Genomic DNA, 24,460 nt, shown 5'->3' on the forward strand with positions numbered 1-24,460 from the left:
GGCGAACCGAGCTCTAGTGGCAGGTGTAAGGCGCCGGACCCAGAGCGCGGGCAAAGGCGAGTGCGGGAAGATCGATATCCTGGTCGAACAGGGCGCTGACCCGACCGACGAGATCAAGTGCCCTCTGCCGGCGGTTCGAACCCACCATGATCCTTGCCCACGCCGCCGCAACCTTCAGCTCATAGAAGCGGCATTGCTGGTCTCGCGCCACGGATAGTCCCTCGGCGAGCAGCGCTTCGGATCGCGAGGAGCCGGACGGGTCATTGGCCAGAAGAATCTCAGCTTTGATTCTCAGCAGATCGGCAAGACACCATAATTGCCACCCCTGCCGCGATATGGTCAGGGCCTCTTCCACCGCGGCCAGCGCCTGCGCAATCTCGCCGCCCGCGAGCAGGCTCTCGGCAAGCGATCCGAGAAACTCCGGATTGCGCATCAGCCACCCGTTTTCGGTTCGCGCTTTCAGGCCGGAACGCAGCAGCGCTATCCCGTCGGCATGCTTGCCTTGCAGAACCAGCAATTGTCCTTTGAGGCAGGACGTCCAGCTGGTCCAGAACGCTATTCCCTCACGTGTGACGAGTTCGAGAAGCGAAGCTATCGCCTGATCGGCGGCGGCGAGATCATGCGTCATCAGCGCAATCGGACAGACCGCGTTCCGCAGCGCATAGGCGATCGCAAGCTTGTCCTTCTCGCGCTGAGCCTCCTGGAGGCATTCGGCCGCGAGGGATCTGCTCTGGCTGATCTTCCCCTGCAACAACAGCACGCGCGCCAGCATTGCCTTCGCAAGCACGCTCTGGTTCAGCAGAAACCACATCTGGTTCGCATCGTCGTCCAGCCCGTGAGCCGCGTGGTCCAGCGACAGTGTCAGTTCGCGCCGCGCGTCCTCCTGCGCGCCGAAGAAATGGGTGGCGGCGCCGATCAGGCGGCGGCCGACCGTTTCATTGGTGGGATTGCCGGTGCGCAGTGCGATTTCGAGGTAGCGTTCGCCGACCTCCTTGGCCTCGGCGTATCGACCCGAATTGAGATTGTAGCTCCACAACGTCCAGACTGCCTTGAGCTGCAACTCGAGATCGGCCAATTCCTCGGCGAGCGCGAGACCGATGCTCAGCGCCGCCTTCATGCGATCCGCCGACCCCGTGGTGTTCAGGAGTGCAAACCCCAGCGCGACATAGAGCTGCGCCTTGAGTTTCGGGGCGCCGGCGAACTCAGGACTGAAATGCGCAAGTGCTTGCTCGATCCGCGCCGAGCATTCCATGAAGGACAATAGCTGCATCCAGACCGGAACGAAACCGGCCGTGAGCTCGATGCCGAGGGCGGTATCTCCACTGGGCGAGAACGCCCAATCGAGCGCCGCATGCACGTTTCCGATTTCCTGCGCGAAGCGGGAGATGTCGTCGGGAGCTGGAGAGCTGTCGCCAAGCGGCGCAACGATCTGCCTGAGAAAGCCGGCCTGCCGTCTGGCGGCCTGCTCGACGAGACCTGCGCCCGCGAGCTTCTCCAGCGCGTAGGCACGCGTGCTCTCCAGTAGCCGCCATCGCCCCTCGAATGAGGGGTCGAGCGACACAAGTGATTTCCCGATCAGATTGAACAGGGTTTCGATGACGTCCGACCGGGACAGGGTGTCCATCATCGCAATTGCCGCATCGAGCGTGAAGCCGGCCGGGAATATCGCAAGCCGGCAAAGCAAGTTCTGCTCCGTCGGCGGCAGGAGATCGTAGCTCCAGTCTAGTGTCGCCCGCAGCGTCTGGTGTCGCGGCAACTGGTCGCGCCGGCCGCCGCTCAGGAGTTCGAAGCGCTTGTCCAGGCGGAGCAGCACGGTGTCCACTCCGAGATTGGCGGCCCGCGCTGCGGCGAATTCCAATGCGAGCGGAATTCCATCGAGACGACGACAGATGGCGGCAATCTTCTGAAGCTCGGCCGCGCTCGCAACAAAGCTCGCGCGCAGCGCCCGCGTTCGCGCGACGAACAGCTCCACGGCGCTTTCCCGGAGCAGCAACTCGGGATCCTTCGTGCCGGGATGAGGAACCGACAGCGGCGGAACGGCAGCAACGTATTCGCCATCGATGCGAAGACCTTCGCGGCTGGTCGCAACAACGGTGACGTTCGGGCAATAGCGAAGCGCGGCGTTGGCGATCTGCGCCGCGGTTTCGATCACATGCTCGCAATTGTCGAGAACAAGAAGCAGGCGGCGCGCGCCGATAGCCTGCGCGATGCTTGCGGGTGTTACTTCCTTGTCATTCGAGGCGAGCTTGAGGGCACGGGCGGTCGCAGATGCGGCGCCCGCCGGATCTTGCAGGGTTGCGAACTCGACGAGAGTCACGGAATCGTTGAAGGATGAGGCGACGCGGCGCGCGAGCTCGATGGCCAGCTTGGTCTTCCCGATGCCGCCGGGGCCGACAAGAGTCACGGCCCGATATGCGGACAACACATCGGTCAATTCGCTCAGACAGTCGTCACGACCGATGAGAGGCGCGCGGACGCTCGGCAAATTGTTGGAAAAAGGCGTGTCGACGGGCACCGTGAGAGGGGCAACTGCGGGTTGATCCGGCTGCCTGTTTCGCCAGGTTCCGCCGAGGCTATATCCGCGGCCCGAAACCGTCTTGAGCAGATTTCGATCCTCGCCCAGCGCCTTGCGGACGGCCGAAATATGAACCTGGAGCGTATTGTCCTCGACGGTCAGACCCGACCAGACACTTCGGATAAGATCGTCCTTGGTGACCAGGACACCCGCCGAGCCGACCAGCATCTCGAGAATTTCGAATGCGCGGCTGCCAATTGGCACCGCGACGTCATCGTATTTCAGCTCCCTCCGTTGGCAATCGATCAGCCAACGTCCAAAAGCGTAGGTGCGATCAATCGACGATGACATAGAGGGTCCGTGCACAACCTTGCTGCCGTGATTCGGGGGACTCACGAGGCCGCCCTTGAGATCACCGACCCTTGGCAAGCAGTTCGCCAGCGAAGATGCACTTGAAGCGTCGTACAGGGAAGGCCGTCAGCGAGTCAAGAAGGCCTGCTCTATCGCCGGCGCTTCGTTTGTTCTCGATGGTCGCACTCGACGCGCTCGTGTTCGATACACGAATTCGTGACGGCGGTCCGGGCTGTATCAGGATGGAAGGAACTATCGAGCGGCGCCCGATGCTGTCAATGGAAGCATGATTGCTTCACACCGCGCAGAAGCGTCGGTGCAGGAAAGTCCAAAGTGCGGATGCTTCAGAGATACGCACGTCACTCACGGGAACGGCGGCCCGATCGCGCGCCGCCGTTGCTGCTTCCGCCGAGAGATCGAAATCCGGACCGTTGAGACGATCAACTTCCAGTTGGCATCAACCGGACTGCTGCGCTTCGCGGGGCTTAGTAGCCCGACGTGGGCTCGCAGGGCGGTCGGCGCCAAGGAGCGCTTGCATACGCGCCGACGTCGGGAGCACGGGTGCAGCCGCGCTTCGAAGAGACCGGGACGCGCTGGGCCGAGGCATATGCGTCGGAATTGGTACGCTTCGCGCTGCCTTCGCGAGCCACCGCGGGGGAAGCAATCATAGCTGCGAGCACGAATCCAGCCGACAAGAACTTCAGTGTCGTCATTGAACATCTCCTTGAGAAAGCGACGCCGGTAACGTCTCGGCCCGCACGCGAGAGATGTGCATTGGTCTGCTACGTCCGGAGTGTCGATTGAACGAACATTTTCGCCTTCGCACGAAGTCGTCGCATCATGCCGCCTGCGGCGCTCGTCATCACCGCTCGTGATGGTTATTGAGATGGCGGCCCGCGGCGAATACGGGCGCGGCACCACCCGGCCGCTCGAGTCCCATTCGCCCAGCGGGCGTCAGCGCGCCACCATTCAGCACGTCGCGATCGGGATACATCGATGCAAAGGCAGCTGGCTCCTGATCGGCGAAGGACCAGGCTGCGGATGCGGACGAAATCGTTGCCGTTGAGATCAGTGCCGCGGCAATCAGGGTCTTGAATGCAGTCATAGCGATTCTCCATTGCTTGCTCCGTGCGGAGAGACGCTTGGCGATGATCGCTGCTCGGCTGGTGGCGTTTCCAAAGATTATTCTGATGAGATCTATGTAGGTCGGAGGGACGGAAAATCCCGGCGGCTCTGCATCACTCTTGCGGGAGGAGTCTGTCAGCGTTGTCAGAATCCTCGCGCGATTGTGGGTGGTCAAACGCGTTCGATACCCGTTTGTGGAGAGCAGGTTGTTTGAGCATGTGGAGTGTGAGCAATGAGATTATTTTCCGCCATTTGCCTCGTCGCCTTGGTCGCGCTTTCTAGCGATGCGTCTGCCCGCGGCGGCATGGGATCGCACATGTCGATGGAGAACGGCGGCTCGCTCGGTACGAGCGCCGCGGCGCCGGGCACGAACTCGCTGGGCACGGCGCTGCCGGGATCGAACGGGGTTGGGCACGCGATGAAGGGGCCATTGCTCGGTTCGGACCCGACCATCGACAAGGATGATGCCCGGCTCGAGAAGATGCTGGAAGGATCGATCTGCCGCGGTTGCTGAAGAGTGCGCATCGCGAGACAGGGACCGACGGCTGCGCCGTCCGGCCGCCTGTGTCTTTCGACTGGGTTGGTGGTAGGTTGGGTAAAGAATGACTAGACCGCTTGGGGCTGCCCCAATGATGGCTGAGCCAGGCCAGCATCCCGTCTACACCTGTGCGGAATGGGAAATCGATCCTGCCAGACGCGAACTGCGCCTGAGGGGAGAGCTCGTTCCTTTGGGTGGGCGTGCCTTCGAGATTCTTGTGGAATTGGCGCAGGCGCAGGGTCAGCTCGTTACAAAGAACGACCTGGCGGAGCGCGTCTGGCGGGGTGTGTTTGTCGAGGAGAGCGCGCTTCGCGTGCATATCGCGGCGATCCGAAAGGCTCTTGGTGCTGACCGTGACATGCTGTCAACCACCGTTGGCCGCGGCTATCGTTTGTTGGGTGCGTGGCGGATCCGCCATACGGACCCCCCGCTGCAATCTGCTGCAAGCAAGTTGCCGCCGTCAGTCAACATTCCTAGCGCGTCATTCGATCTGATCGGCCGGACTGCGGCGATCGCGCATTTGTGGCGGCTGCTGAGGGTCCATCGCGTGCTGAGCCTGATCGGGCCTGGGGGCATCGGAAAGACGGCGCTGGCGCTTGAAGCCGCCAGAACCCCGCCGCCCGGTTTCGAGGCAGACAGGTTGCTCGTCGAGCTGGCCTCGTTGTCGGATCCCAAGCTCGTCTGCTCGGCCATCGCCGGCGTGCTTGGCGCCAAGCTCGAGGGCGAGGAGATTTCGCCGGAAGCCATCGCGCGCGCGATCGGCTCCCGGCGATTGCTGCTCATTCTCGACAATTGCGAACATGTCATCGACGCCGTCGCACAGGTCTCCGAGCTGGTGGTCAACCGCTGTCCAGGGACGATCATTGTTGCGACGAGCCGGGAGGCGCTGCGCGTCGAGGGAGAGCTCGTGTATCGCGTGCCCCCTTTGGGCGTGCCGCCCGAAACATGGCACGAGCCCGCCGACGCCTCGGCATACAGCGCAATGGAACTGTTCACGAGCAGAGCCAAGGCACTGGGGTCGAGCTTTGCGCCCGATGACGAGAACATCCGCGCCGTCGCAGCCATTTGCCGACGGCTCGATGGTATTCCGCTTGCGATCGAGTTTGCGGCGGCACGTGCAGCCATGCTCAGCCCGCCGAAGATCGCGGCGCTCCTCGATGACAGGTTCAAGTTCCTGACGACCGGGCGGCGCACGGCGTTGCCGCGCCAGCAAACGCTGCGCGCAACGCTCGACTGGAGCTATGACCTGCTGCCGGGTGACGAGGCCTGGCTGTTGCGGCAGCTCGGTATATTCGCCGGCGAATTCCAGCTCGATGCCGTGATCGCAGTTGCCGGGGAGGGGCGCGGCGACGTTACCGGGCAGCTCGCGAGGCTGGTGGCAAAGTCGCTCGTTCTCGTAGATATTCGCTGCGACAGTCCGCACTACCGCCTGCTCGACACGACGCGGGCGTATGCGTTGGAGAAGCTGCATGCCGGCGGCGAATATCCCGATGCCGCCCGCCGCCAGGCGAAGTACTATTCGGCATCCTTTGCGAGAGCTGAAGCCGACAGCGAGGTGAGGCCGTAGGCGGAATAGCTTGCCGTCTATGGTCGCCACATCGACAATGTGCGAACGAGTCTCGACTGGGCTTTCTCGTCCGATGGAGACACGCAAGCGGGTGCGGCGTTGACGGCGGCTGCGGTCCCGCTCTGGGTACAGATGTCGCTCTCTCGCCGAATGTCGCGAGTGGACCGAACTTGCGCTAGCGCCTCGATCCGACGGCCGCGAACGCGCTGCGGCTTCTCATGCAGCTCTCGGCCGCGCGGCTGGTCGTTGATGTACGGGGTCGGAAGGGCGAGGGAGGCCGGTCCCACCCGGGCCGCGACCTTTCAGCTCGCCGAGCAACTCGGTGACACGGATTACCTATGTCGCGCGCAGTGGGGCCTCCATCGACCAGTTCAACACCGGTGAATTCCGCAGGGCCCTTGAATTTGCGGAGCGTTTTGCAGAGGTCGTGGCTGATGCCGGCAATACCGTCGATCGCATGATGGCGGACCGGCTGCTTGCGACGACGCTGCACTATCGCGGCGATCAGACTGCCGACGAGGCGCTTGCGCGCCGCGAGGCACGGGACGAAGGGTGGTATGTCGCCGAGCTCTGGCGCATCAAGGGCGAGTTGCTGCTGCCTCCGTGCGCCGGAACGTTCCGCAGTTCGCCGGAGGCCTCAGCTCGGCAAGCAAGCCCCGTGCGGTCGCGAGGCCGCGCCTCTGAAACCCTTCGGTAAATCGCTGATAGACGGGTGCGAGCATGTCGTAGGCCTCCTGGCGGCGTCCGCCTCGTTGCCACAGTTTCGCAAGCGCTATTGCTACGCGAAGCTCATAGCCGAGCGCTCCCTGATCGCGGGCGACATCGAGCGCCTGCACGAGGTTCAGTTCCGCTTGGAGAAGGTCCGGATGGCTCTTGCGCATCAGCGCTTCTGCTCTGACGCGCAACATATCGGGCATGTCCATCATGAAGTTGCAATGCCGGGCGTGGGCAATCGCCTGATCGATGGTGTCCAGGGCTTCGTCGCCGTGACCTGCCGCCGCAAGTGCTTCGGCGAGGGGCATGCGAAGCCCCGCTACGGCGCCGAAAGACCGGCTCTGCAGCTTCTCGATCGCCCCTCTTAGCATGGCGAGCCCGGCAGCGGTCTCGTTCCGGGCCAGCAACGTGATCCCCTTCATGGCCTCGCCGACCATCTGGAGGATGGCGAGGTTGTGCCTTTGCGCCTCCACGATGAATCTATCGATATGACCTTCGCAATCCTCCATGTCACCATTCCAGAAGAAGACGTCGAATGCCCATGGCAGTGCTCGACAGAGCATGACCGGATGGTTCTCCGCGATGACGTCCGCGATGGCTCGCCGCACCATTTGCGCGGCCTGGTCGGGATATCCCTGAAGCCAGAGAACGCGCGCAAGCGTGATTTGAGCCCGTTTGGGATATTCGAGGGTAAGGCCGCTAGGGACCACTCCATCCAGGCCCGGATGCAGTAATGCCGCCTCGACGTATGAGCGGGAGGCAGCGAACTTGCCGAGATATTGGCAGGAGATGCTGAGCAACACGCGCATGCGGGCCGCCGCAAGGAAATCGTTGCCGGCGAGGGCAACGTCTTCACCGCGCTTGGCTGTGCGCAATGCTTCATCAAATCTGCCGACAAACAATTGCATCAAATGCAACTGGTCGATCAAACGGATCTGCCCGGGGATGTCGCCGATCTTTTCCGTCAGTTCGAGCGCCCGTTTGAGGTGATTGGCGCCGAATTCATCCAGCTGTCCGGTGAACATGCGGGCAGCCCCAAGCGCCGTGTGAAGCAGGAGGCCTTGCCTGAGGCTTCCTTCGGTTTCGTCGAGTGTTTCGATGGCCCGGGTGACCCAGAGCTCGCATTCTGCCAGCAGCGACAGCTTGAAGAACAGCGGTATCGCCGCCGCAGCGAGCGCCACGCCGGCTCCGCGGTCTCCCTGATCCGAGAAGCACCAATTCAGCGCAGCGCGGACGTTTCCGAATTCTTCGGCCACCGCCGCAAAGTCTCGACCCGGCTTGCCACCCACCTTTTCGAGGAGGTCGAGAAAGTAGCAGGCGTGACGTCGCGAGATCGCGGCGGCGTCGCCGCTGGCGGCAAGCTTCTCTTGCGCGTAGGCCCGAGTCGAGTCCGCAAGGCGGTAGCGGGGCGGTTGCGAGCCGGTGTTCAGCGCAAGCATCGACTTGGCGGCGAGGCCGTCGATGATCGCCAGGATTGCGTCGTCATCCTCCGTATCAGAGGCAATCGACCGGGCGGCATCCAGGGTCATGCCGCCGACGAACACGGACAGGCGGCAGAGGACCACGCGTTCCGGTTCGGAAAGAAGATTGTAGCTCCATTCGATGGTCGCGCGCAGTGTCCGGTGCCGGGGCAGCGCGGTGCGCCGACCCTCCCACAGCAGATTGAGGTGCTGGTCGAGGAGTTGGATCATCGCTCGGGTGCCGTATGCGCCGACATGGGCAGCGGTGAGTTCAATGGCAAGCGGGATGCCGTCGAGCCGGCGGCACAGGCTGCCGACATCGGAGGCGTTCGCATCCGTCAGCACGAACTCGCCGCCTGCAGCCGTCGCACGCTCGACGAAGAGTCTTACGGAAGGGTAGGCGAGGGCGTCCGCGGCCGTTAGAAAGGTCTTCTCCGGCGGGGCCGGCAGCGGCTGCAGACGGTGTGTGAACTCGCCTTCGACGCGCAGCAACTCCCGGCTGGTGGCGAGGATGTGCAGCTCCGGTGCGGCCTGATAGAGCCGATCGGCCAGTACGGCTACTGCCTCTATGACAGGCTCGCAGCAATCCAGAATGAGTAGCATGCGCCTGTCGCGCAGGAAAGTCGTGAGGCTGCTCGTCGGGTCATTCGATCGCGCCTGGAGCCCAAGCGAAGATGCGACGATCGCCGGCACCGCAGCGGCGTTGCCGGTCTCGCCGAGACTAACGAAGTGGACGTGACCGGCGAAGTTGGCGAGCAGGGCATGGCCCGCGGAAACGGCGACTGTGGTCTTGCCGATGCCGCCCGGGCCGACGACCGTGACGAAGCGCTGGGCTGTTAGCCGTTCCGAGATGTCCTTGATGGCTTGCTCTCGCCCCACCATCTGCCGGAGACGCGCAGGCAAATTGTGGGCGCCGGCCAGGTTGGTCGGTGCAGCCTGCACCTGTTCTGCGCGCGAAACCGCAGCAACGAAGCAGTAGCCCTGACCGGAGACGGTGCTCAGATATCTGTCGCCACCATGGCTGTCTCCGAGTGCCTTGCGGAGCGCGGCGATATGGACACGCAGGGTGTTTTCCTCGATCCCGGTTCCCGGCCACGTCATGGCGATCAGATCCGTCTTACTGACGACGTTGCCGGCCTGCCGGACCAGTGCGAGCAGGAGGTCGAATGCGCGCCCCGACAGTTGCAGCGTGCTCCCGTTTCTCTCGATTCGCCTCTGCGAGGGATCGAGCCGAAACGGCCCGAAGACCAAGATCTCCTGCGTGGCTTCATCTGATGCGGCGCAGCCAGCAGCGGCGATCATGTTGTTGCTTTGCGAGCGGGGGCCATCTTGGGATCGGCGCACGACCCGTCACCTTCTACGACAAGCACACCGAGATGTGTGAACGTTGCGGCACGGTAACATCCGGCAGTTTCAGCGTAAAGGATTGGGGCTATCACTTTCGTTTGGGGGGCAAAGAATCTCCTATCCGATGATAGTGGGCTTGAGAATGTCTTCCAGTCCGATCCGGCGAAGCAGTTCCGCGCGAACGCTTTCGGCGACGGCGTCGACGGCTGCCGCTCCGTCGTCGTCCGGACCGAAATGAACCCGCAGCGGACGTTGTCCGAACGGCATGTCGACGACATCCGCTATGGTGTGAGCAACGTCTTGGGGCATTCGGTCTTGCCCCGAAAGCTGCGCAAGTCCCGAGAGTGCGATTTCGCTCAAATCGGCGGTTGGACCGTCCGCGTATTCCTCGGCCCGAACGGTGTCCTGCGGCCGGCCGGAGCGAATGTAATGGCTAGCACCGAGCGCGCTGGGGACGACGATCGTCGTCTCGATACCCCAGCGTGCGAGCTCGCCGGCATAGCTGAGTGCAAGCGCATCCAACGCGGCCTTCGAGGAGGCATATGCGCCCAGGAAAGGAACCGAGCAGCCACGCGCGCAGCTTGACGAAACCCATATCAGCAGGCCATGGCCCTGCTTGCGCAATTGTGGCAAAGCGGCGCGATTGAGCCGTTGCGCGCCCAGCACGTTGGTGTCGTAGAGGTCGGCAAGCTGTTCCGGTGTCAAGGCTTCAGCTGGTCCATAGATGACCTGCCGGGCGTTGTGCACGACCACGTCCAGGCGGCTGTTCTCGGCGACGATAGTGTCGATGGCGCCGTTCACGGAAGCCTCCGAGGAAACGTCGAACTCCAAACTGCGGAGATCGACGTTGCCATTGGTTCCTGCCTCCCGAATGCCGTGCTCATCATAGCCCCCCGTTTCCCGCATCGAAACGTAGACCGTGTGGCCGGCTTGGGCCAGTTTCTTGCAGGTGTTTCGTCCGATGCTGTTTGCAGCTCCCGTGACGATGATCACTTTGCTCATTCGAGTCCCAATCGCATTCCAGCTTCCGCAAGGGCGCTAGCATCGTTCGTCGATCGATCGCTGGCGTTGCGTGAAGAGCCTTCGCAATAGAGCCAGTTGCACGACAGGTCTTTCGGGCCCAGCGAGCGATTCTCAGATCGCACGGAAAATTCCGAGAAAGCCCGAAACCGGTTCCGGATAGACCTGCGAGGTTCGACATAAGCCGGGACATGCCTTCGCAAACTGGCGCTGAGTTTTCAGGGATTGCGCCCGCGGTGGCGGCCACGCACAAGCGGATGATCACCGGCGGCAGACGCCGCCGAGCGGCGAGCTCGCGCACCGGAGACCTGCATCGTGCGGATGAGACAATATCGCGGCATCCTCGAAAGATCATTCCGAGCCACTCCCTGTACGGTTGTTCCGATCCATGACCGGAGGACTGGTCATATGCACAGGGGCAGGCGATGACTGACGTGTCGAACGCGAAGGCACCGCTCGGCTGGCGGCGGCGTGAGCCACGATGAGGGGGGCAACATTCACGCGGCATCGCGAGATCGCATGGCGCGGCGGCCGCACGACGTCGACGTCGCGATTGGTTGCCGAGGAGAGTGCCATCGCGCTGACCTACAACGGATCGACCCATGCCGTGATGATGGGGACACCGGCTGATCTCGAGGATTTCGGTGTGGGCTTCAGCCTCACCGAGGCCATTGTCGACCGTGCCAGTGAGATCAGAAGCATCGAGCTGGTCTCGAACGAGCTCGGCCTGGAGGTGCGGATGTGGCTCGATGGCAATCGCGCGGCGGCCCTGGCCGCGCGCCGCCGCGCCATCAGCGGACCGGTCGGGTGCGGGTTGTGCGGCATCGAAAGCCTTGAACAGGCCCGTCGTGCGCCGTCGCGGGTCGATGGGCGCAGTACCGTCTTTCTCGCGCGGGACCTGCTGGGCGCCATGCAGGCGTTGTCTCCTCTGCAGACATTGAATCAACAGACAAGGTCGGTTCACGCGGCGGCGTTCTGGCATCCCCGCAACGGTATCACTCTGGTCAGGGAGGATGTCGGTCGGCACAATGCGCTTGACAAGCTCGCCGGCGCCATTGTCCGCGACGGTGGCTCGGCCCGCGACGGCGCCGTGCTGTTGACGAGCCGTGTTTCCGTGGAAATGGTACAGAAAGCGGCGATGATCGGCGCGCCGGTCGTCGTCGCCGTTTCCGCGCCGACCGCGCTCGCGATCCAGACCGCGAACGAGGCGGGCGTCACGCTGCTCGCCGTCGCCCGCGATGACGGATACGGCGTTTTCACGCATCCGCGTCGCGTTCTGCTGCCTGAAGAGACCGCGTCGCGCGCCGGCTTCTGACCCTGCGGATCTGCCGGTATGGCAATGCAAACCGCATCGCTGGAGACGCCCGTCGAGGCCTTCGCTCCGGAACGGTCGCTGCTGGTTGCCTCTCTGCTGAGCATGTCGGGAGGCTTCCTCGACGCCTTTACGTGGCTGTCGCTTGGCGTCTTCGCGAGTTCACAGACAGGCAACGTTGTTTTCCTCGGGATCTATACGGCATCCGGGCAATGGCACCTCATGCTTCACCACCTGCTTCCGCTCACGGCGTTCATCCTGGGATCGCTTGTGGCGGTGCGCAGCCGGATGGCGCTGCGGTGCCTCGTCGGGGAGATCGCATGCCTGGGCGCAGCGATGCTGCTGCTTCATCGCGTTCCCGATGAGATCACGATCTTCGTCATCTCCTTCGGCGTCGCGTTGCAATCGGCAAGCTTCAGGCTGGTCGGCCGCTGGACATATCTGTCGGTGACCGTCACCGGGAACATGCTCCGCGCCATTGATCAGCTCGTCGCCGGTTCCGATCGCGATACGGCACGCGGCGCGAGAGCCATGCTGATGCTCTGCCTGATGTTTCTGCTGGGCGCCGCAGCTGGCGGCAGCGTGACGAGGTGGCTCGGCATGTGGAGCGTTGCTCTGCCGATCGCGTCGTCGGCATGCGTTCTCTGGCTCTGCCGGCGATCAAGCTATTCGCACGGACATCGCGACGCTCACTAGCCAAGGCACCCGTCCTGCTATTAGGCAAAAGGACGTTCGTTCGCGGAAGCCCTTGCGCCTGACGGTCCGTACACTTTCGGCCATTGCCGACGAGATGCTCCCGACGTCAACGGCCACGAGAGACAAGAATGAACAACCTCCGCAAAGAGACAGACAGCCTGGGCGAAGTGGATGTTCCCGCCGACAAGCTCTGGGGTGCACAGACGCAGCGCTCACTGGAGCACTTCAGTATCGGCAGGGACCTGATGCCGCGCGAGATGATTCATTCCTACGCCATTCTGAAGAAGGCGGCCGCGAATGCCAACCACGCTGGTGGTCGTCTCGACGGCAAGATCCACAAGCTGATCGTTCATGTCTGCGACGAAATTCTTGCCGGCCAGCATGACGATATGTTCCCTCTTCACGTCTGGATGACAGGTAGTGGAACGCAGTTCAACATGAACGTGAACGAAGTGATCTCGAACCGCTGCTGCCAACTCGCGGGTACGGCGCTCGGCAGCAAGCTGCCGGTTCATCCGAACGATCACGTCAACATGTCGCAATCGTCGAACGACAGCTTCCCTTCCGCCATGTCTATCGCGGCCGCGATGAATGTGACGGAGCGCCTCATTCCAGCGGTCGAAGCCTTGCACGACGCCATCGCGGCAAAGTCGAGCCGCTGGGACGACATCGTCAAGATCGGCCGAACCCACATGCAGGATGCCACGCCCTTGACGCTCGGCCAGGAATGGTCGGGCTACGCCGGCATGCTCGCCGATAATCTCACGCGTATCGACGACGCGCTCAAGGGCGTCTACCGTCTCGCGCTGGGGGGCACGGCGGTGGGCACCGGGATCAACGCGGCCCCCGGCTTTGCGGAAGCTGTGGCCGCCGAGATCGCGCGGCTGACCGGCCTGCCATTCGTCAGCGCGCCGAACAAGTTCGCGGTGCAGGGTGCGCACGATGCGCTGGTTCAGCTCTCCGGTACGCTGCGTACGCTCGCCGGCTCGCTCTACAAGATCGCAAACGACATCCGCCTTTTGTCCTGCGGTCCGCGCGCCGGTTTTGCGGAGCTGCGGATTCCCGAGAACGAGCCGGGCTCCTCGATCATGCCGGGCAAGGTCAATCCGACGCAGGCGGAGGCGCTGACGATGATCGCCGTGCAGGTGATGGCGAACGACGTCGCCGTCGGCTTCGGCGGCGCCGGCGGCTATCTGGAGATGAACGTCTACAAGCCGCTGATCATTCGCAACATCGCCCAGTCTGTCACCATCCTTGCCGATGGCTGCACCAATTTCCGCGTCTTTCTTGTCGAAGGTACCGAGCCGAACCGCAAGAAGATCCAGGAATATGTCGAAAGGTCGCTGATGCTCGTGACCGCGCTGGCACCGGTGATCGGCTACGACAAGGCGTCCCGGATCGCGCACTACGCGATGGACAACGATCTCACACTGAAATCGGCGGCGCTGAGGCTCGGTTTCGTCACCGAGCCGGAGTTCGACCGCATCGTCGATCCGGCCAAGATGGTCAAGCCATATGTGGCCGAGATCAAGGTGCCGCTGGCAATCGGCGCGAAAGCCTGATGAAGGGGCCAAGGACATGATCCGGTCCGCGCCACCTCGCGCGGGCAAAGCAGCAACCATGCAAGGAGAGACATCATGATCCGCTGTGTGCGTCTATGGACCGGAGAGGACAACAACTCGCATTTCGAGGAGGGCGTTCTCGAGCTGGAGCCGGGCCAGCGCGGCGATTTCCTGACCGGAAAGATCGACGCCGTCAGCGTCTCCTTCCAGGAGACGGAATCGGGGGGCGCGTTCGCCTGGCACACTGCACCGATCCGGCAACTCGTGCTCACGCTGAGTGGAACTCTCGATTTCCAGACGCGCGACGGCCACCATTTCCTGATCCACCCCGGCAATGTCCTCTTGGCCGAAGACACCGCCGGCTCCGGGCATAGCTGGAAACTGACCGACGATTCGTCGTGGCGCCGTGCCTACGTGATCCTGCGGCCGGGCGCGGAGGTGCCGTTCCGCGCCAAGGCGCGACAATCGCTGCGGGCCTGATCGAGCATCCGCAACAGTAACGCTCAACGAAGGAAAAGATCATGTCAGCAGCTTCCGATCGCGAAACCGACGTTGTCCTCATCGGTGCCGGCATCATGAGCGCGACCCTCGGTGTCTTTCTCAAGGAGCTCGAGCCCTCGCTATCGATCCAGATGTTGGAGCTTCTCGGAGATTGCGCGCAGGAAAGCTCCGATTCCTGGAATAATGCCGGGACCGGGCATGCCGCCAACTGCGAGATGAACTACACGCCGCAGCGGCCCGACGGCAGCATCGACATCTCCAAGGCGCTTCAGGTCAACGTCGAGTTCGATCTGTCGCGGCAGTTCTGGTCCTATCTCGTCGGGCGGGGGGCGATCGCCGACCCCCGGTCCTTCATCCATCCGGTGCCGCATATGAGCTTCGTGCACGGCAGGGAGAATGTCGACTTCTTGCGGAAGCGGTTCAAGGCGATGTCGGCCCATCATTGCTACGAGGGCATGGAGCATACCGAGGATCCCAAAAAGATTGCCGAGTGGGCGCCGCTGGTGATGGATGGGCGGAGTGGCGACGAACCGGTCGCCGCAACGCGGATCATTACCGGCACCGACGTCGATTACGGCGCGTTGACGCATCTGCTGGTTCATCATCTCGTCAGCCAGCCGGGCTGTTCGGTCCAGTACAACAGCTGCGTCACCGGCCTGAACCGGGAGCAGGGCGGACGGTGGCGGCTTGAGGTGCGCGACACAGCGAGCGGCGAGACGCGCTCGGTTCGCGCAAAATTCGTCTTCATCGGTGCCGGTGGCGGGGCGTTGCCGCTGCTGGAGAAATCCGGCATCCCGGAAGGGCGCGGCTATGGCGGTTTCCCCGTCAGCGGAATCTGGCTGCGTTGCGACGATCCGGAGATCAACAAGCGTCATCATGCCAAGGTCTACGGCAAGGCCGCGGTCGGCTCCCCGCCGATGTCAGTGCCGCATCTCGATACGCGTGTGATCGGCGGCCAGCACTCGCTGCTGTTCGGCCCCTATGCGGGCTTCTCGAGCAAGTTCCTCAAGCATGGTTCACTGCTGGATCTGTTCGAGTCCATTCGTCCCGCCAACGTGAAGCCGCTGCTTTCGGTGGCCCGCGACAATTTCGATCTGACTGAATATCTGGTCGGCCAGGTGCTGCAGTCTGAGAGCCATCGCCTCGCGGCGCTCGACGAATATTTCCCGAAGGCCGATCCGAAGGATTGGAGACTGCAGGTCGCGGGCCAACGCGTCCAGATCATCAAGCCGGATGTCAAGCGTGGTGGTCTGCTCGAGTTTGGCACTGAACTCGTCGGCGCCGACGATCATTCGCTGGTCGCCCTTCTCGGCGCCTCGCCGGGTGCCTCCACTGCGGCGTTCATCGCCATCAGCGTGCTGGAGAAGTGTTTCGCCGGCGAGCTGACGGCGAGCGCCTGGCTGCCGAAGCTGAAGCAGATCGTGCCGTCCTACGGCGTATCGCTGATCGAGGACGCGGAGTTCTGCCGCCGGATTCGCGCGGCGACGGCAGCGGTCCTCAAGATCGACAACATTCCGCAACCGGCCGCACGTGGGCCGGTGATCGCGAAGCGGGCCTGAACGGGAGATTGCTCGATGGATCCGACGGCACTCCTTCTGTCGCGGCTGCAGTTCGCCTTCACCATCTCGTTCCACATCATCTTCCCGGCCTTCACAATCGGGCTTGCCGCCTGGCTGACTGTGCTCGAGGCAATGCACCAGTACAGCGGAAAGCCGGTCTACCGCACCCTGTTCGAATTCTGGCTGAAAATCTTCGGCGTGGCCTTCGGCATGGGGGTGGTGTCGGGCGTCGTGATGGCATTCCAGTTCGGAACGAATTGGAGCGTGCTGTCGAAGATGTCGGGCCCGATCCAGGGCCCGCTGCTGTCGTACGAGACGTTCACCGCCTTCATGCTGGAGGCGGGCTTCTTCGGCATCCTCATCTTCGGCCGCCCGCGGGTACCGCCCTGGTTTTACCTGTTCTCGACCGCGATGGTCGCGCTCGGAACGACGCTTTCGGCGTTCTGGATCATGGTCAACAACAGCTGGATGCAGGTGCCGACCGGCTACGCCCTGGAGAGCGGTCAGTTCGTTCCGAACGATTGGGCGCAGATCATCTTCAATCGCGTGGTCTGGGTGCGGTTTCCGCACATGCTGCTCGCGTCCTATTTAACCGGTGCGTTCTGCGTGGCCGCGACCGGCGCGTGGTATCTGCTGCGGCGGACCTATCGCGCCGAAGCCCGTGTCATGCTGCGGATGGGCCTTGCGCTTGCGGCGGTGCTACTGCCGGTCCAGCTTTTGATCGGGCATCTCGTCGGCGACTATGTTCACGATTACCAGCCGGCCAAGTTCGCGGCGATCGAAGCGCGCTGGCACGACGAGCAACCGGCCTCGGAAGTGCTGATCGCAATTCCGGATGCGAGCACTGAATCCAACAAATACGCGATCTCGATCCCCGTGCTGGGAAGCATCATCGGCAGCATGAGCCTGACGTCGAAGGAGGTCGGGCTGACCAGTTTCGCGCCGCAGGACCGGCCGCCGGTAGCGATACCCTTCTTCGCTTTTCGCATCATGGTCGGCTGCGGGTTCGTGATGCTGGGTCTCGCCTGGCTTGGGACGTGGCTCGGCCTCAATCATCGGCTCGATCGAAGCCGCCTGCTACTATGGGGAATCTTCCTCAGCTTCCCGTTGCCATGGATTGCGATTCTCACCGGCTGGTACACCGCGGAGGTCGGTCGCCAGCCGTGGACGGTCTACGGTGTATTGAGGACGGCCGATGCGGTGACGCCGTATCTGACGGCGGCAGCAGCGACGGCTTCGCTGATTCTGTTCGTTGCGGTCTATGCTTTCATCTTCTCGTTCGGGACTTACTATATCTATCGGCTGCTGCGCGCCGGCCCGGCGGGATTTGGCGACAGGCCGCTCCACGCTCCCGTGCCGAACCGGCCGATGTCGTTTGCCGAACAGGTGCCGGCTTCGCACAGCTATCTCGAGGCGGGTGAATAGCCATGGTGATGTTCTGGGTTGCCCTTCTTGCCATCAGCATTCTGATTTATCTCCTCCTCGACGGATTTGATCTCGGCGTCGGCATGCTGTTCGGCCTCGCCGGCAGCGAGGCGAAGCGGAATGCCATGCTGGGCACGGTCGCGCCGGTCTGGGACGGCAATGAAACCTGGCTGGTCGTCACGGGCGTGATCATGTGGGGCTCGTTTCCCCTGGTCTATGCCATGGTGCTGTCGGCCTTCTACATTCCTGTCGTTGTGATGCTGCTCGGGTTGATCCTGCGCGGGGTCGCGTTCGAGTTTCGCGGCAGGGCGCGCCGTTCGCGCTGGGTCTGGGACATCAGCTTCGTTGTGGGCTCGTTTGCCGCCAGCTTCATGCAGGGCGCGATGGTCGGCGCCCTCGTTGAAGGACTGCAATTTTCCAATAACGACTATACCGGCGGAACGTTCGGCTGGCTGACCGCCTTCTCGGCGTTGTGCGGAGCCGGACTCTGCTTCGGCTATGCACTGCTCGGCGCCTGCTGGCTTGTCAGGAAGTCCGAGGGCTCGGTTCGGGACGATGCGCGGCGTCAGATCCCGACGTTGGCGATTGGCGTCCTGGCGTTCCTGGTCATCGTGTTCGCCCATGCACTCGTCGAGCATCTTCCGATCCTGCGCCGGTGGGTCGAGCGGCCTTATCTGTTTGTGTTTCCTCTGATCGGTTTTGTGGCAGCGATGGTGCTCGCCAGGAGCATTCTGAACCGCAACGATTACTGGCCGTTCCACATGGTGGCGCTGATCTTCGTATCGGCCTTCGCGACGCTGGCGCTGTCGTTCTGGCCCTACATGATCCCGTTCGTCGTCACGATCGACGAAGCGGCGGCGCCGCATGCAAGTCTCGCCTTCATGTTCTGGGGCGCGGGGCTGTTCGTATTCCCCTTGATGCTGCTTTACATGCTGGTCGGCTATCGCATCTTCCGCGGCAAGGCGGCCTCCGCCGCCGAGCACTATTGAAGTTGCCAAGGGCCGACGTTCAAGGGCCGGCGTTTCGGCAGACATGAACGTGGACATAAAAAAGGCGCCGGGAACGGCGCCTTTCTCGTTTATCCTCGCTCAGGATTTCGGCATGACGCCGGGGCCGTTGTCCGGCCATTGTGCAACGAGCGTCTCGTCGATATTGAAGTGCTGGGCGACCAGCTTGGGCGGCGTGTGGGTCAGCCAGTTGGAGAGCGAGACCTCCTCGTAGCGCGGCGCACGGAACACGCCGACGAACTGCAACTCGGTGTCGCCGGTATTCTCGACGTAATGGCCGAGATTGCGCCGGACATAGCCGATGTCGCCGGCCGAAAAATCCGTCGTCCGCGCATTGGGCCCGGTGTCGAACACCGTCATCCGCGCCTTGCCCTTGATGTAGTACTGCCACTCGTCGGCATTCGGATGCCAGTGCATCTCCCGCACCGCGCCCGGCGGCATCGTCACCAGCGCTGCGGCGACGGTGGTGGCCACCTTGAAATTATTGCTGTCGGCAATGCGGATGCTGCCGCCGGAGTTCTCCTTGACCGGGGTCGAGCTGCCGAGCGAGTGGATGAAGGAATAGGGCGGCGCTTCGGCATGCCTTGCGGCTGCGGCGCGATCGGCGGCGAGATCGCCGGGCAGGGTGCCCTGGAAAATCCAGCGATCGTGCAGCGGGATATTTGCGAACGCCTCGGCTGACACGCCGAAATTCTTCGCCAAGACCTCGGGCGGTGTATGGGAAAACCAGTCCGTCACCAGCAGCGTGTTGAACTCATTGGCGTGGCCGTCGTCGAAGCAGATCACGAATTCGCAGCCATCCGGTCCTAACCCTTGCAGCGAGTGCGGCGCGCCCGCCGGGAAGTACCAGAGGTCGCCGGCCTTGAGGTCGCCGACATAGGGGCGTCCTTGCGCGTCGAGCACGGTAATGCGGCAGGAGCCGTAGGTCATGATTGCCCATTCGGCCGCCTGATGCCAGTGCAGCTCGCGGATGCCGCCGGCAGACAAGCGCATGTTGACGCCTGAGATCTCCTTGGAGATGGCGAAGTCCTCGACGGTGACCTGACGGGCCCAGCCACCATTCTGGATGCGTCGTGGCGCATTGTTGAACGAGGCCCAGTCCATCTGCAGGCCACCGACGTCGGTGGCCGGCGGCGCTAGTGCGGAAGGAAATTGCCTGGCCAGGTCGGGATTTTGCGGGCCGGGATCGGTCAGGCTTCCGGGGCTCTTGGCGTTGATGGCGCCTTGCGGCGGCTCGTCGGGATTGCCGAAGGTTGCGGCTTGCGCACTGGAGCCGACCATGGCGGCGCCTGCCGCAGACATGGCCAGCAGATCACGTCTTGAGAACATCTTGGGTCGCTCCTGAAATTGTCGAAAGCCCTCCGTTGCGACGGGCTCCTGCCGTAAAGCCTAGTTTCTGCCTGTCGTTTCAGCTTCCGGGAACGGCGCTGTTTTTGCCGGAATGCACTGGCCCTTGCGGCAGGCCGACCGGGTTCGAACGTGTGCATTTGAGAAATTCGCCTTCGTTTTTGAGAAGACGCCCCCAGCCGAGCGCCCCTTAACTGCCTGGTGAATTGCCATATCGAGAGACATCGAGATGACCACGAAATCGGTTCGTCCCTACCGCGAGCCAGCCGGTGGCTGGGGCGCACTCAAGGCGCTCAGCGAGGCGCTTCTGGTGCAAGGAGTGCCGCTGAAGGGTGCAGCGACGCTCCGCCGCATGAACCAGCCGGAGGGCTTCGATTGTCCCGGCTGCGCCTGGCCCGACCCGAAGCACACATCGTCGTTCGAATTCTGTGAGAACGGCGGCAAGGCGATCGCCTGGGAGGCGACATCAAAGCGATGCACGCCCGAATTCTTTGCCGAGCACACCGTCACGGAGCTCGCAAGCTGGAACGATTACGATCTCGAAATGGTCGGACGGCTCACGCATCCGATGGCCTACGATGCCGCATCCGACCGCTATCTCCCGGTGGAATGGAGCGATGCGTTCGACATGATCGGTCGTGAGCTCAGGGCTCTGCCGGATCCTGATATGGCCGAGTTCTACACCTCGGGGCGAACCTCGAACGAAGCAGCCTTCCTCTATCAGCTCTTCGTGCGCGAATACGGCACCAACAATTTCCCCGACTGCTCGAACATGTGCCATGAGGCCACCAGCGTCGGCTTGCCGCATTCGCTCGGTGTCGGCAAGGGCACCGTGCTGCTGGAGGATTTCGACAAGGCTGATTGCATCTTCATCTTCGGCCAGAATCCTGGCACCAACAGCCCGCGGATGATGACGAGCCTGCGCAATGCGGCACGCCGCGGCGCCTCCATCATCTCCTTCAATCCGTTCCGCGAGCGGGCGCTGGAGCGTTTCCAGGCGCCGCAGAGCCCGGTCGAGATGATCACGCTGTCGTCCACGACCATCAGCTCAAGGCTGTTCCAGGTGCGCGTCGGCGGCGACGTCGCTGTCCTCAAGGGACTGATGAAACTGGTGGTGGAGGCCGACGACGCCGCGCGCGCCAGCGAACAGCCGGAGATTCTCGACTGGGATTTCATCCGCGGTCACACCGTCGGCATCGAAGCGCTGATCGACGACCTCAAGCGCACGCTGTGGCCCGACATCGAACGCCAGTCGGGACTGACGCGCGAGGACATGGAATATGCCGCCGGAGCCTATATGAAGGCGGAGCGCGCCATTCTGGTTTATGGCATGGGCATCACCCAGCACTGGCGCGGCGCGAACAACGTCCAGCAGATTGCCAACCTTGCACTGTTGCGTGGCAATGTCGGGCGCGAAGGCGCCGGTGTCTGTCCGGTTCGCGGTCATTCCAACGTGCAGGGCGATCGGACCGTCGGGATTACGGAAGTGCCCAAGGCGGACTTTCTCGAGCGTCTCGAGCAACGCTTCGGCTTCAAGCCGCCGGCCGCCCCGGGACATAACGTGGTTACCGCGCTGGAAGCCATGATCCGCGGCGAGGTGAAGGCGTTCTTCGCGATGGGCGGCAATTTTGCTGCGGCGATACCGGACTGGCAGGCGACCCAGGTGGCGCTCGGCAGGCTCGATCTCACCGTTCACGTCTCGACCAAGCTCAACCGCAGCCACCTGATCCACGGTCGCACCGCCCTGATCCTGCCGTGCCTCGGGCGTACCGAGATCGATGTCCAGGCATCGGGGCCGCAGTCGGTCACGGTGGAAGATTCGATGTCGATGGTGCATGCGTCCGGCGGCCGCAACAAGCCGGCATCGGAGCATCTTCTCAGCGAGGTTGCGATCATTGCAGGCGTTGCCAAGGCGACGCTGGGCGAGCGCACGGTCGTCGACTGGGACGGCTTCGTGGCCGACTACGACCGTATCCGCGATGCGATCGAGGCCGTGTTTCCCATCTTCCAGGGCTACAATGCCCGCATTCGCGTGCCCGGCGGCTTCCATCTCACCTCGACGGCGCGCGAACGTATCTGGGCGACACCGTCGGGCAAGGCGAATTTCCTGGTCTTTCCCGGCTGCGGCGAGGACCCGCCGCAGAGCCATGACGATGTCTTGTGGCTCACCACCATACGCAGCCACGACCAGTATAACACCACGCTCTATTCGATGTCCGATCGTTACCGCGGCGTGTTCGGTCAGCGCGACGTGGTGTTCCTCAACGCGTACGAACTGAAGAAACGCGGATTGGCCGATGGCGATCGCGTCGACCTGATCACCGCCTCGACCGACGGCGCCGAACGGATCGTGCGCAATTTCCGCGTCGTAGCCTATTCCTTCCCGGCGGGCTGCTGTGCTGCGTATTATCCGGAGACCAATCCGCTGGTGCCGCTCTATGCGCGCGATCCCCTCAGTTTCACGCCATCATACAAGGGCGTCCCGATCCGTCTTGTGCGCTCGGCCGGGCAGGGGCAACAGGCATAACCGCGGAAAAGCCGGGGGTCAGGCACCCGCCGGGAGATCGGATCGCGACGAGACTGGCAGGGTGAACCAGAAACGGGCGCCGCCATGCGTGGCGCTGCCGCCCGCGCCGATCCGGCCTCCATGTGCCTCGACGATCGACCGGCAGATCGGCAGCCCCATGCCCATCCCGCTCTCCTTGGTCGTGAAGAAGCTTTCAAAGAGCCGGCCGACATGTTCGGTGGCGATGCCGGGACCGTTGTCCTCCACGGAGCAGCACAACGTAGCCGCGTCCTGCGCGGCCGTGCTGATGACGATCCTGCGCTCTTCGTATCCGAGTTGCGTCATCGCCTGCACCGCGTTGATGGCCAGGTTGACGATCACCTGTTGCAGCTGTGTGCGGTCACCAAATACGTGAGGTGCGGCCGATCCAGACTCGTGCAGGATCGTGACGCCGCGGGATTCCATCTCGTGCCGCAGGAACAGAATCGATTCGCGAATGATCTCGTCAAGAGACAGACAGTGTCTCTCCGGCGCCTTGCGCGCGGCCATCCCGTGAATGCGCGCCACGATGCTTGCAGCTCGTCTTGTATCCGCAACCATATTTTCAATTGCGCTGCGGACCTCGGCGAGGTCGGCGGTCGGCCTGTTCAGCCATCGAAGTCCTGCTGCGCCATGGGTTGCAATGGCGGCCAGGGGCTGATTGACCTCGTGGGCGATGGAGGCTGTGAGCTCGCCGAGCATCGAGACGCGCGACGCATGCGCGAACTCTGCCTGCACCTGCCGAAGCTTCTCCTGGGCGCGAATGCGCTCCGAGATGTCGATGGTGGCGACCAGGCTTGCTTCGAGATTGTTGATCGGTCCGACGCGCGCCGTCGTGAAGAGAACATCGACGACGCGGCCGTCCCAGGTGACCATCCGGGTCTCTTCCTCGAAATGTGTTTCTCCACGGAAACGCGACTCGATGGCCCGGCGGAACGTGTCTGGGCGTTCCCTCCAGGTTTCGGACATAGGGCGTCCCACAAAGCCTGCTCCGAAGCTCTGGATGGCCCATTCGTTGGCCTCCTGGACCGAGAGCGCGTCCATGCAGGTCCGGAGGAAATCGGGATGGCTGTCGAGATAGGAGCCGAGATCGGTTACGCCCTCGGCGCGCAACTTTCGGAACAGCGCTACAAGCCGGCTGGTGTCAAGCTGCCGGAGTGCGATCGGTATGCGGCTGAACAAATGGCGGTAACGCTGCTCGCTCCGCTCCAGCTCGACATGCGCCTTCTTCTGGGCTGTGATGTCCATCACCGCGCCGACGAACTCGAACTGGCCGCGGCCGTTCGTCATGCCGCGGGCAACCACGCGGATGGTCCGGATCGCGCCGTCGTCCAGCATCAGTCTGCTCTCGTGCGAAAAGTCACCCTTGTCTTTCGCGGCACGGTCGATCGCCTCGCGCACGGCCGTGACGTCGTCGGGATGCGTGCGTTTCAGAACGAGGCCGAGCGAGGGGCGAGCGGTCGACGCGAGATCGAAGATCCTGAACGTTTCATCCGACCAGAAAAGCTCGCCGGTCACGACGTTCCAGCCGAAGCTGCCGGTCTGGCTCAGCTTCTGCGCCTCGGCGAGGTAGGCGGCCTGGTGCTCATGCTCACCAGGCCTCCTGGCAAGGCTTATCGCAACAAGCGAGGCTGCGAGAAATGCCGTCAAAGCGATCGCAGTGAAATTGTATCCCAGCAGCGAGCAGGTGGCCGACAGCAGCGCAAGAACCGCGCTGATCCAGGCCCACAGCTGGGAGCGATCCTGAATGGTCCAGTCTGGGAGGACACGGTGCCACCATCGCTGGGGCTCTACGGGACGGGAACCATCCAGGCGTTCAAGCGTCATGGGGCAGGTGTACCGCGCCACGGAAGAGCGGTCTTTTGCGTT

The 24,460-nt window shown here is 63.0% G+C and carries 16 protein-coding genes; 10 read left to right on the plus strand and 6 right to left on the minus strand.

Going from position 1 to position 24,460, the window contains the following annotated elements:
- Positions 1-13: 13 nt before the first annotated feature.
- Together G8O24_RS05625 and G8O24_RS05630 are read right to left on the minus strand one after the other, a co-directional pair.
- Positions 14-2,866 carry an ATP-binding protein gene (locus tag G8O24_RS05625; RefSeq protein ID WP_188097304.1) on the minus strand — a complete coding sequence of 951 codons (2,853 nt, stop codon included), beginning with the start codon at positions 2,864-2,866 and terminating at the stop codon, positions 14-16.
- A gap of 862 nt (positions 2,867-3,728) precedes the next feature.
- Positions 3,729-3,971 (minus strand): hypothetical protein, encoded by a 243-nt coding sequence (locus G8O24_RS05630; RefSeq protein ID WP_188097306.1) that lies wholly within the window; start codon positions 3,969-3,971, stop codon positions 3,729-3,731.
- Positions 3,972-4,223: 252 nt separating this feature from the next.
- Here G8O24_RS05630 and G8O24_RS05635 point away from each other — a divergent pair, with 252 nt between their 5' ends.
- Both G8O24_RS05635 and G8O24_RS05640 read left to right on the plus strand, forming a co-directional pair.
- A complete protein-coding gene (locus tag G8O24_RS05635) occupies positions 4,224-4,505 on the plus strand; it encodes a hypothetical protein (RefSeq protein WP_188097308.1) in 282 nt (93 codons plus the stop codon).
- A gap of 115 nt (positions 4,506-4,620) precedes the next feature.
- Positions 4,621-6,096: an ATP-binding protein gene (locus G8O24_RS05640; protein WP_244645749.1), complete on the plus strand. Its 1,476-nt coding sequence runs from the start codon at positions 4,621-4,623 to the stop codon at positions 6,094-6,096.
- A gap of 578 nt (positions 6,097-6,674) precedes the next feature.
- Here G8O24_RS05640 and G8O24_RS05645 read toward each other — a convergent pair.
- Together G8O24_RS05645 and G8O24_RS05650 are read right to left on the minus strand one after the other, a co-directional pair.
- Positions 6,675-9,572 carry an ATP-binding protein gene (locus G8O24_RS05645; RefSeq protein WP_188097310.1) on the minus strand — a complete coding sequence of 966 codons (2,898 nt, stop codon included), beginning with the start codon at positions 9,570-9,572 and terminating at the stop codon, positions 6,675-6,677.
- Between the two features lie 162 nt (positions 9,573-9,734).
- Positions 9,735-10,619 (minus strand): SDR family oxidoreductase, encoded by an 885-nt coding sequence (locus G8O24_RS05650; protein ID WP_188097312.1) that lies wholly within the window; start codon positions 10,617-10,619, stop codon positions 9,735-9,737.
- 499 nt (positions 10,620-11,118) lie between these two features.
- Here G8O24_RS05650 and fdhD point away from each other — a divergent pair, with 499 nt between their 5' ends.
- From fdhD to cydB, 7 genes are all read left to right on the plus strand, one after another.
- A complete protein-coding gene (fdhD, locus tag G8O24_RS05655; RefSeq protein ID WP_188097314.1) occupies positions 11,119-11,952 on the plus strand; it encodes a formate dehydrogenase accessory sulfurtransferase FdhD in 834 nt (277 codons plus the stop codon).
- Positions 11,953-11,970: 18 nt separating this feature from the next.
- Complete coding sequence (locus G8O24_RS05660) at positions 11,971-12,645, plus strand: YoaK family protein (RefSeq protein WP_188097316.1); 675 nt, start codon at positions 11,971-11,973, stop codon at positions 12,643-12,645.
- Positions 12,646-12,773: 128 nt separating this feature from the next.
- Positions 12,774-14,207 (plus strand): class II fumarate hydratase, encoded by a 1,434-nt coding sequence (fumC, locus tag G8O24_RS05665; RefSeq protein ID WP_188097318.1) that lies wholly within the window; start codon positions 12,774-12,776, stop codon positions 14,205-14,207.
- 75 nt (positions 14,208-14,282) lie between these two features.
- A complete protein-coding gene (locus tag G8O24_RS05670; RefSeq protein WP_188097320.1) occupies positions 14,283-14,687 on the plus strand; it encodes a cupin domain-containing protein in 405 nt (134 codons plus the stop codon).
- 41 nt (positions 14,688-14,728) lie between these two features.
- Positions 14,729-16,267 carry a malate dehydrogenase (quinone) gene (gene mqo / locus G8O24_RS05675; protein WP_188097322.1) on the plus strand — a complete coding sequence of 513 codons (1,539 nt, stop codon included), beginning with the start codon at positions 14,729-14,731 and terminating at the stop codon, positions 16,265-16,267.
- 15 nt (positions 16,268-16,282) lie between these two features.
- Entirely contained in the window at positions 16,283-17,692 is a 1,410-nt protein-coding gene (locus tag G8O24_RS05680) for a cytochrome ubiquinol oxidase subunit I (protein WP_188097324.1), read from the plus strand.
- A gap of 2 nt (positions 17,693-17,694) precedes the next feature.
- Positions 17,695-18,681, plus strand: a complete 987-nt coding sequence (cydB, locus tag G8O24_RS05685) for a cytochrome d ubiquinol oxidase subunit II (protein ID WP_188097326.1) — start codon at positions 17,695-17,697, stop codon at positions 18,679-18,681.
- Between the two features lie 99 nt (positions 18,682-18,780).
- On the opposite strand, the gene G8O24_RS05690 is transcribed toward cydB, so the two are convergent.
- On the minus strand, positions 18,781-20,028 hold the full coding sequence (locus G8O24_RS05690; RefSeq protein ID WP_188097328.1) for an oxalate decarboxylase family bicupin: 1,248 nt from the start codon (positions 20,026-20,028) through the stop codon (positions 18,781-18,783).
- 247 nt (positions 20,029-20,275) lie between these two features.
- On the opposite strand from G8O24_RS05690, the gene G8O24_RS05695 reads away from it, so the two are divergent.
- Entirely contained in the window at positions 20,276-22,573 is a 2,298-nt protein-coding gene (locus G8O24_RS05695; protein WP_188097331.1) for an FdhF/YdeP family oxidoreductase, read from the plus strand.
- 18 nt (positions 22,574-22,591) lie between these two features.
- Here the strand turns inward: G8O24_RS05695 and G8O24_RS05700 are convergent, their stop codons facing one another.
- A complete protein-coding gene (locus tag G8O24_RS05700) occupies positions 22,592-24,418 on the minus strand; it encodes a PAS domain-containing sensor histidine kinase (RefSeq protein ID WP_188097333.1) in 1,827 nt (608 codons plus the stop codon).
- Positions 24,419-24,460 lie beyond the last annotated feature (42 nt).

The organism is Bradyrhizobium campsiandrae (assembly GCF_014529705.1).
Lineage (GTDB): Bacteria > Pseudomonadota > Alphaproteobacteria > Rhizobiales > Xanthobacteraceae > Bradyrhizobium > Bradyrhizobium campsiandrae.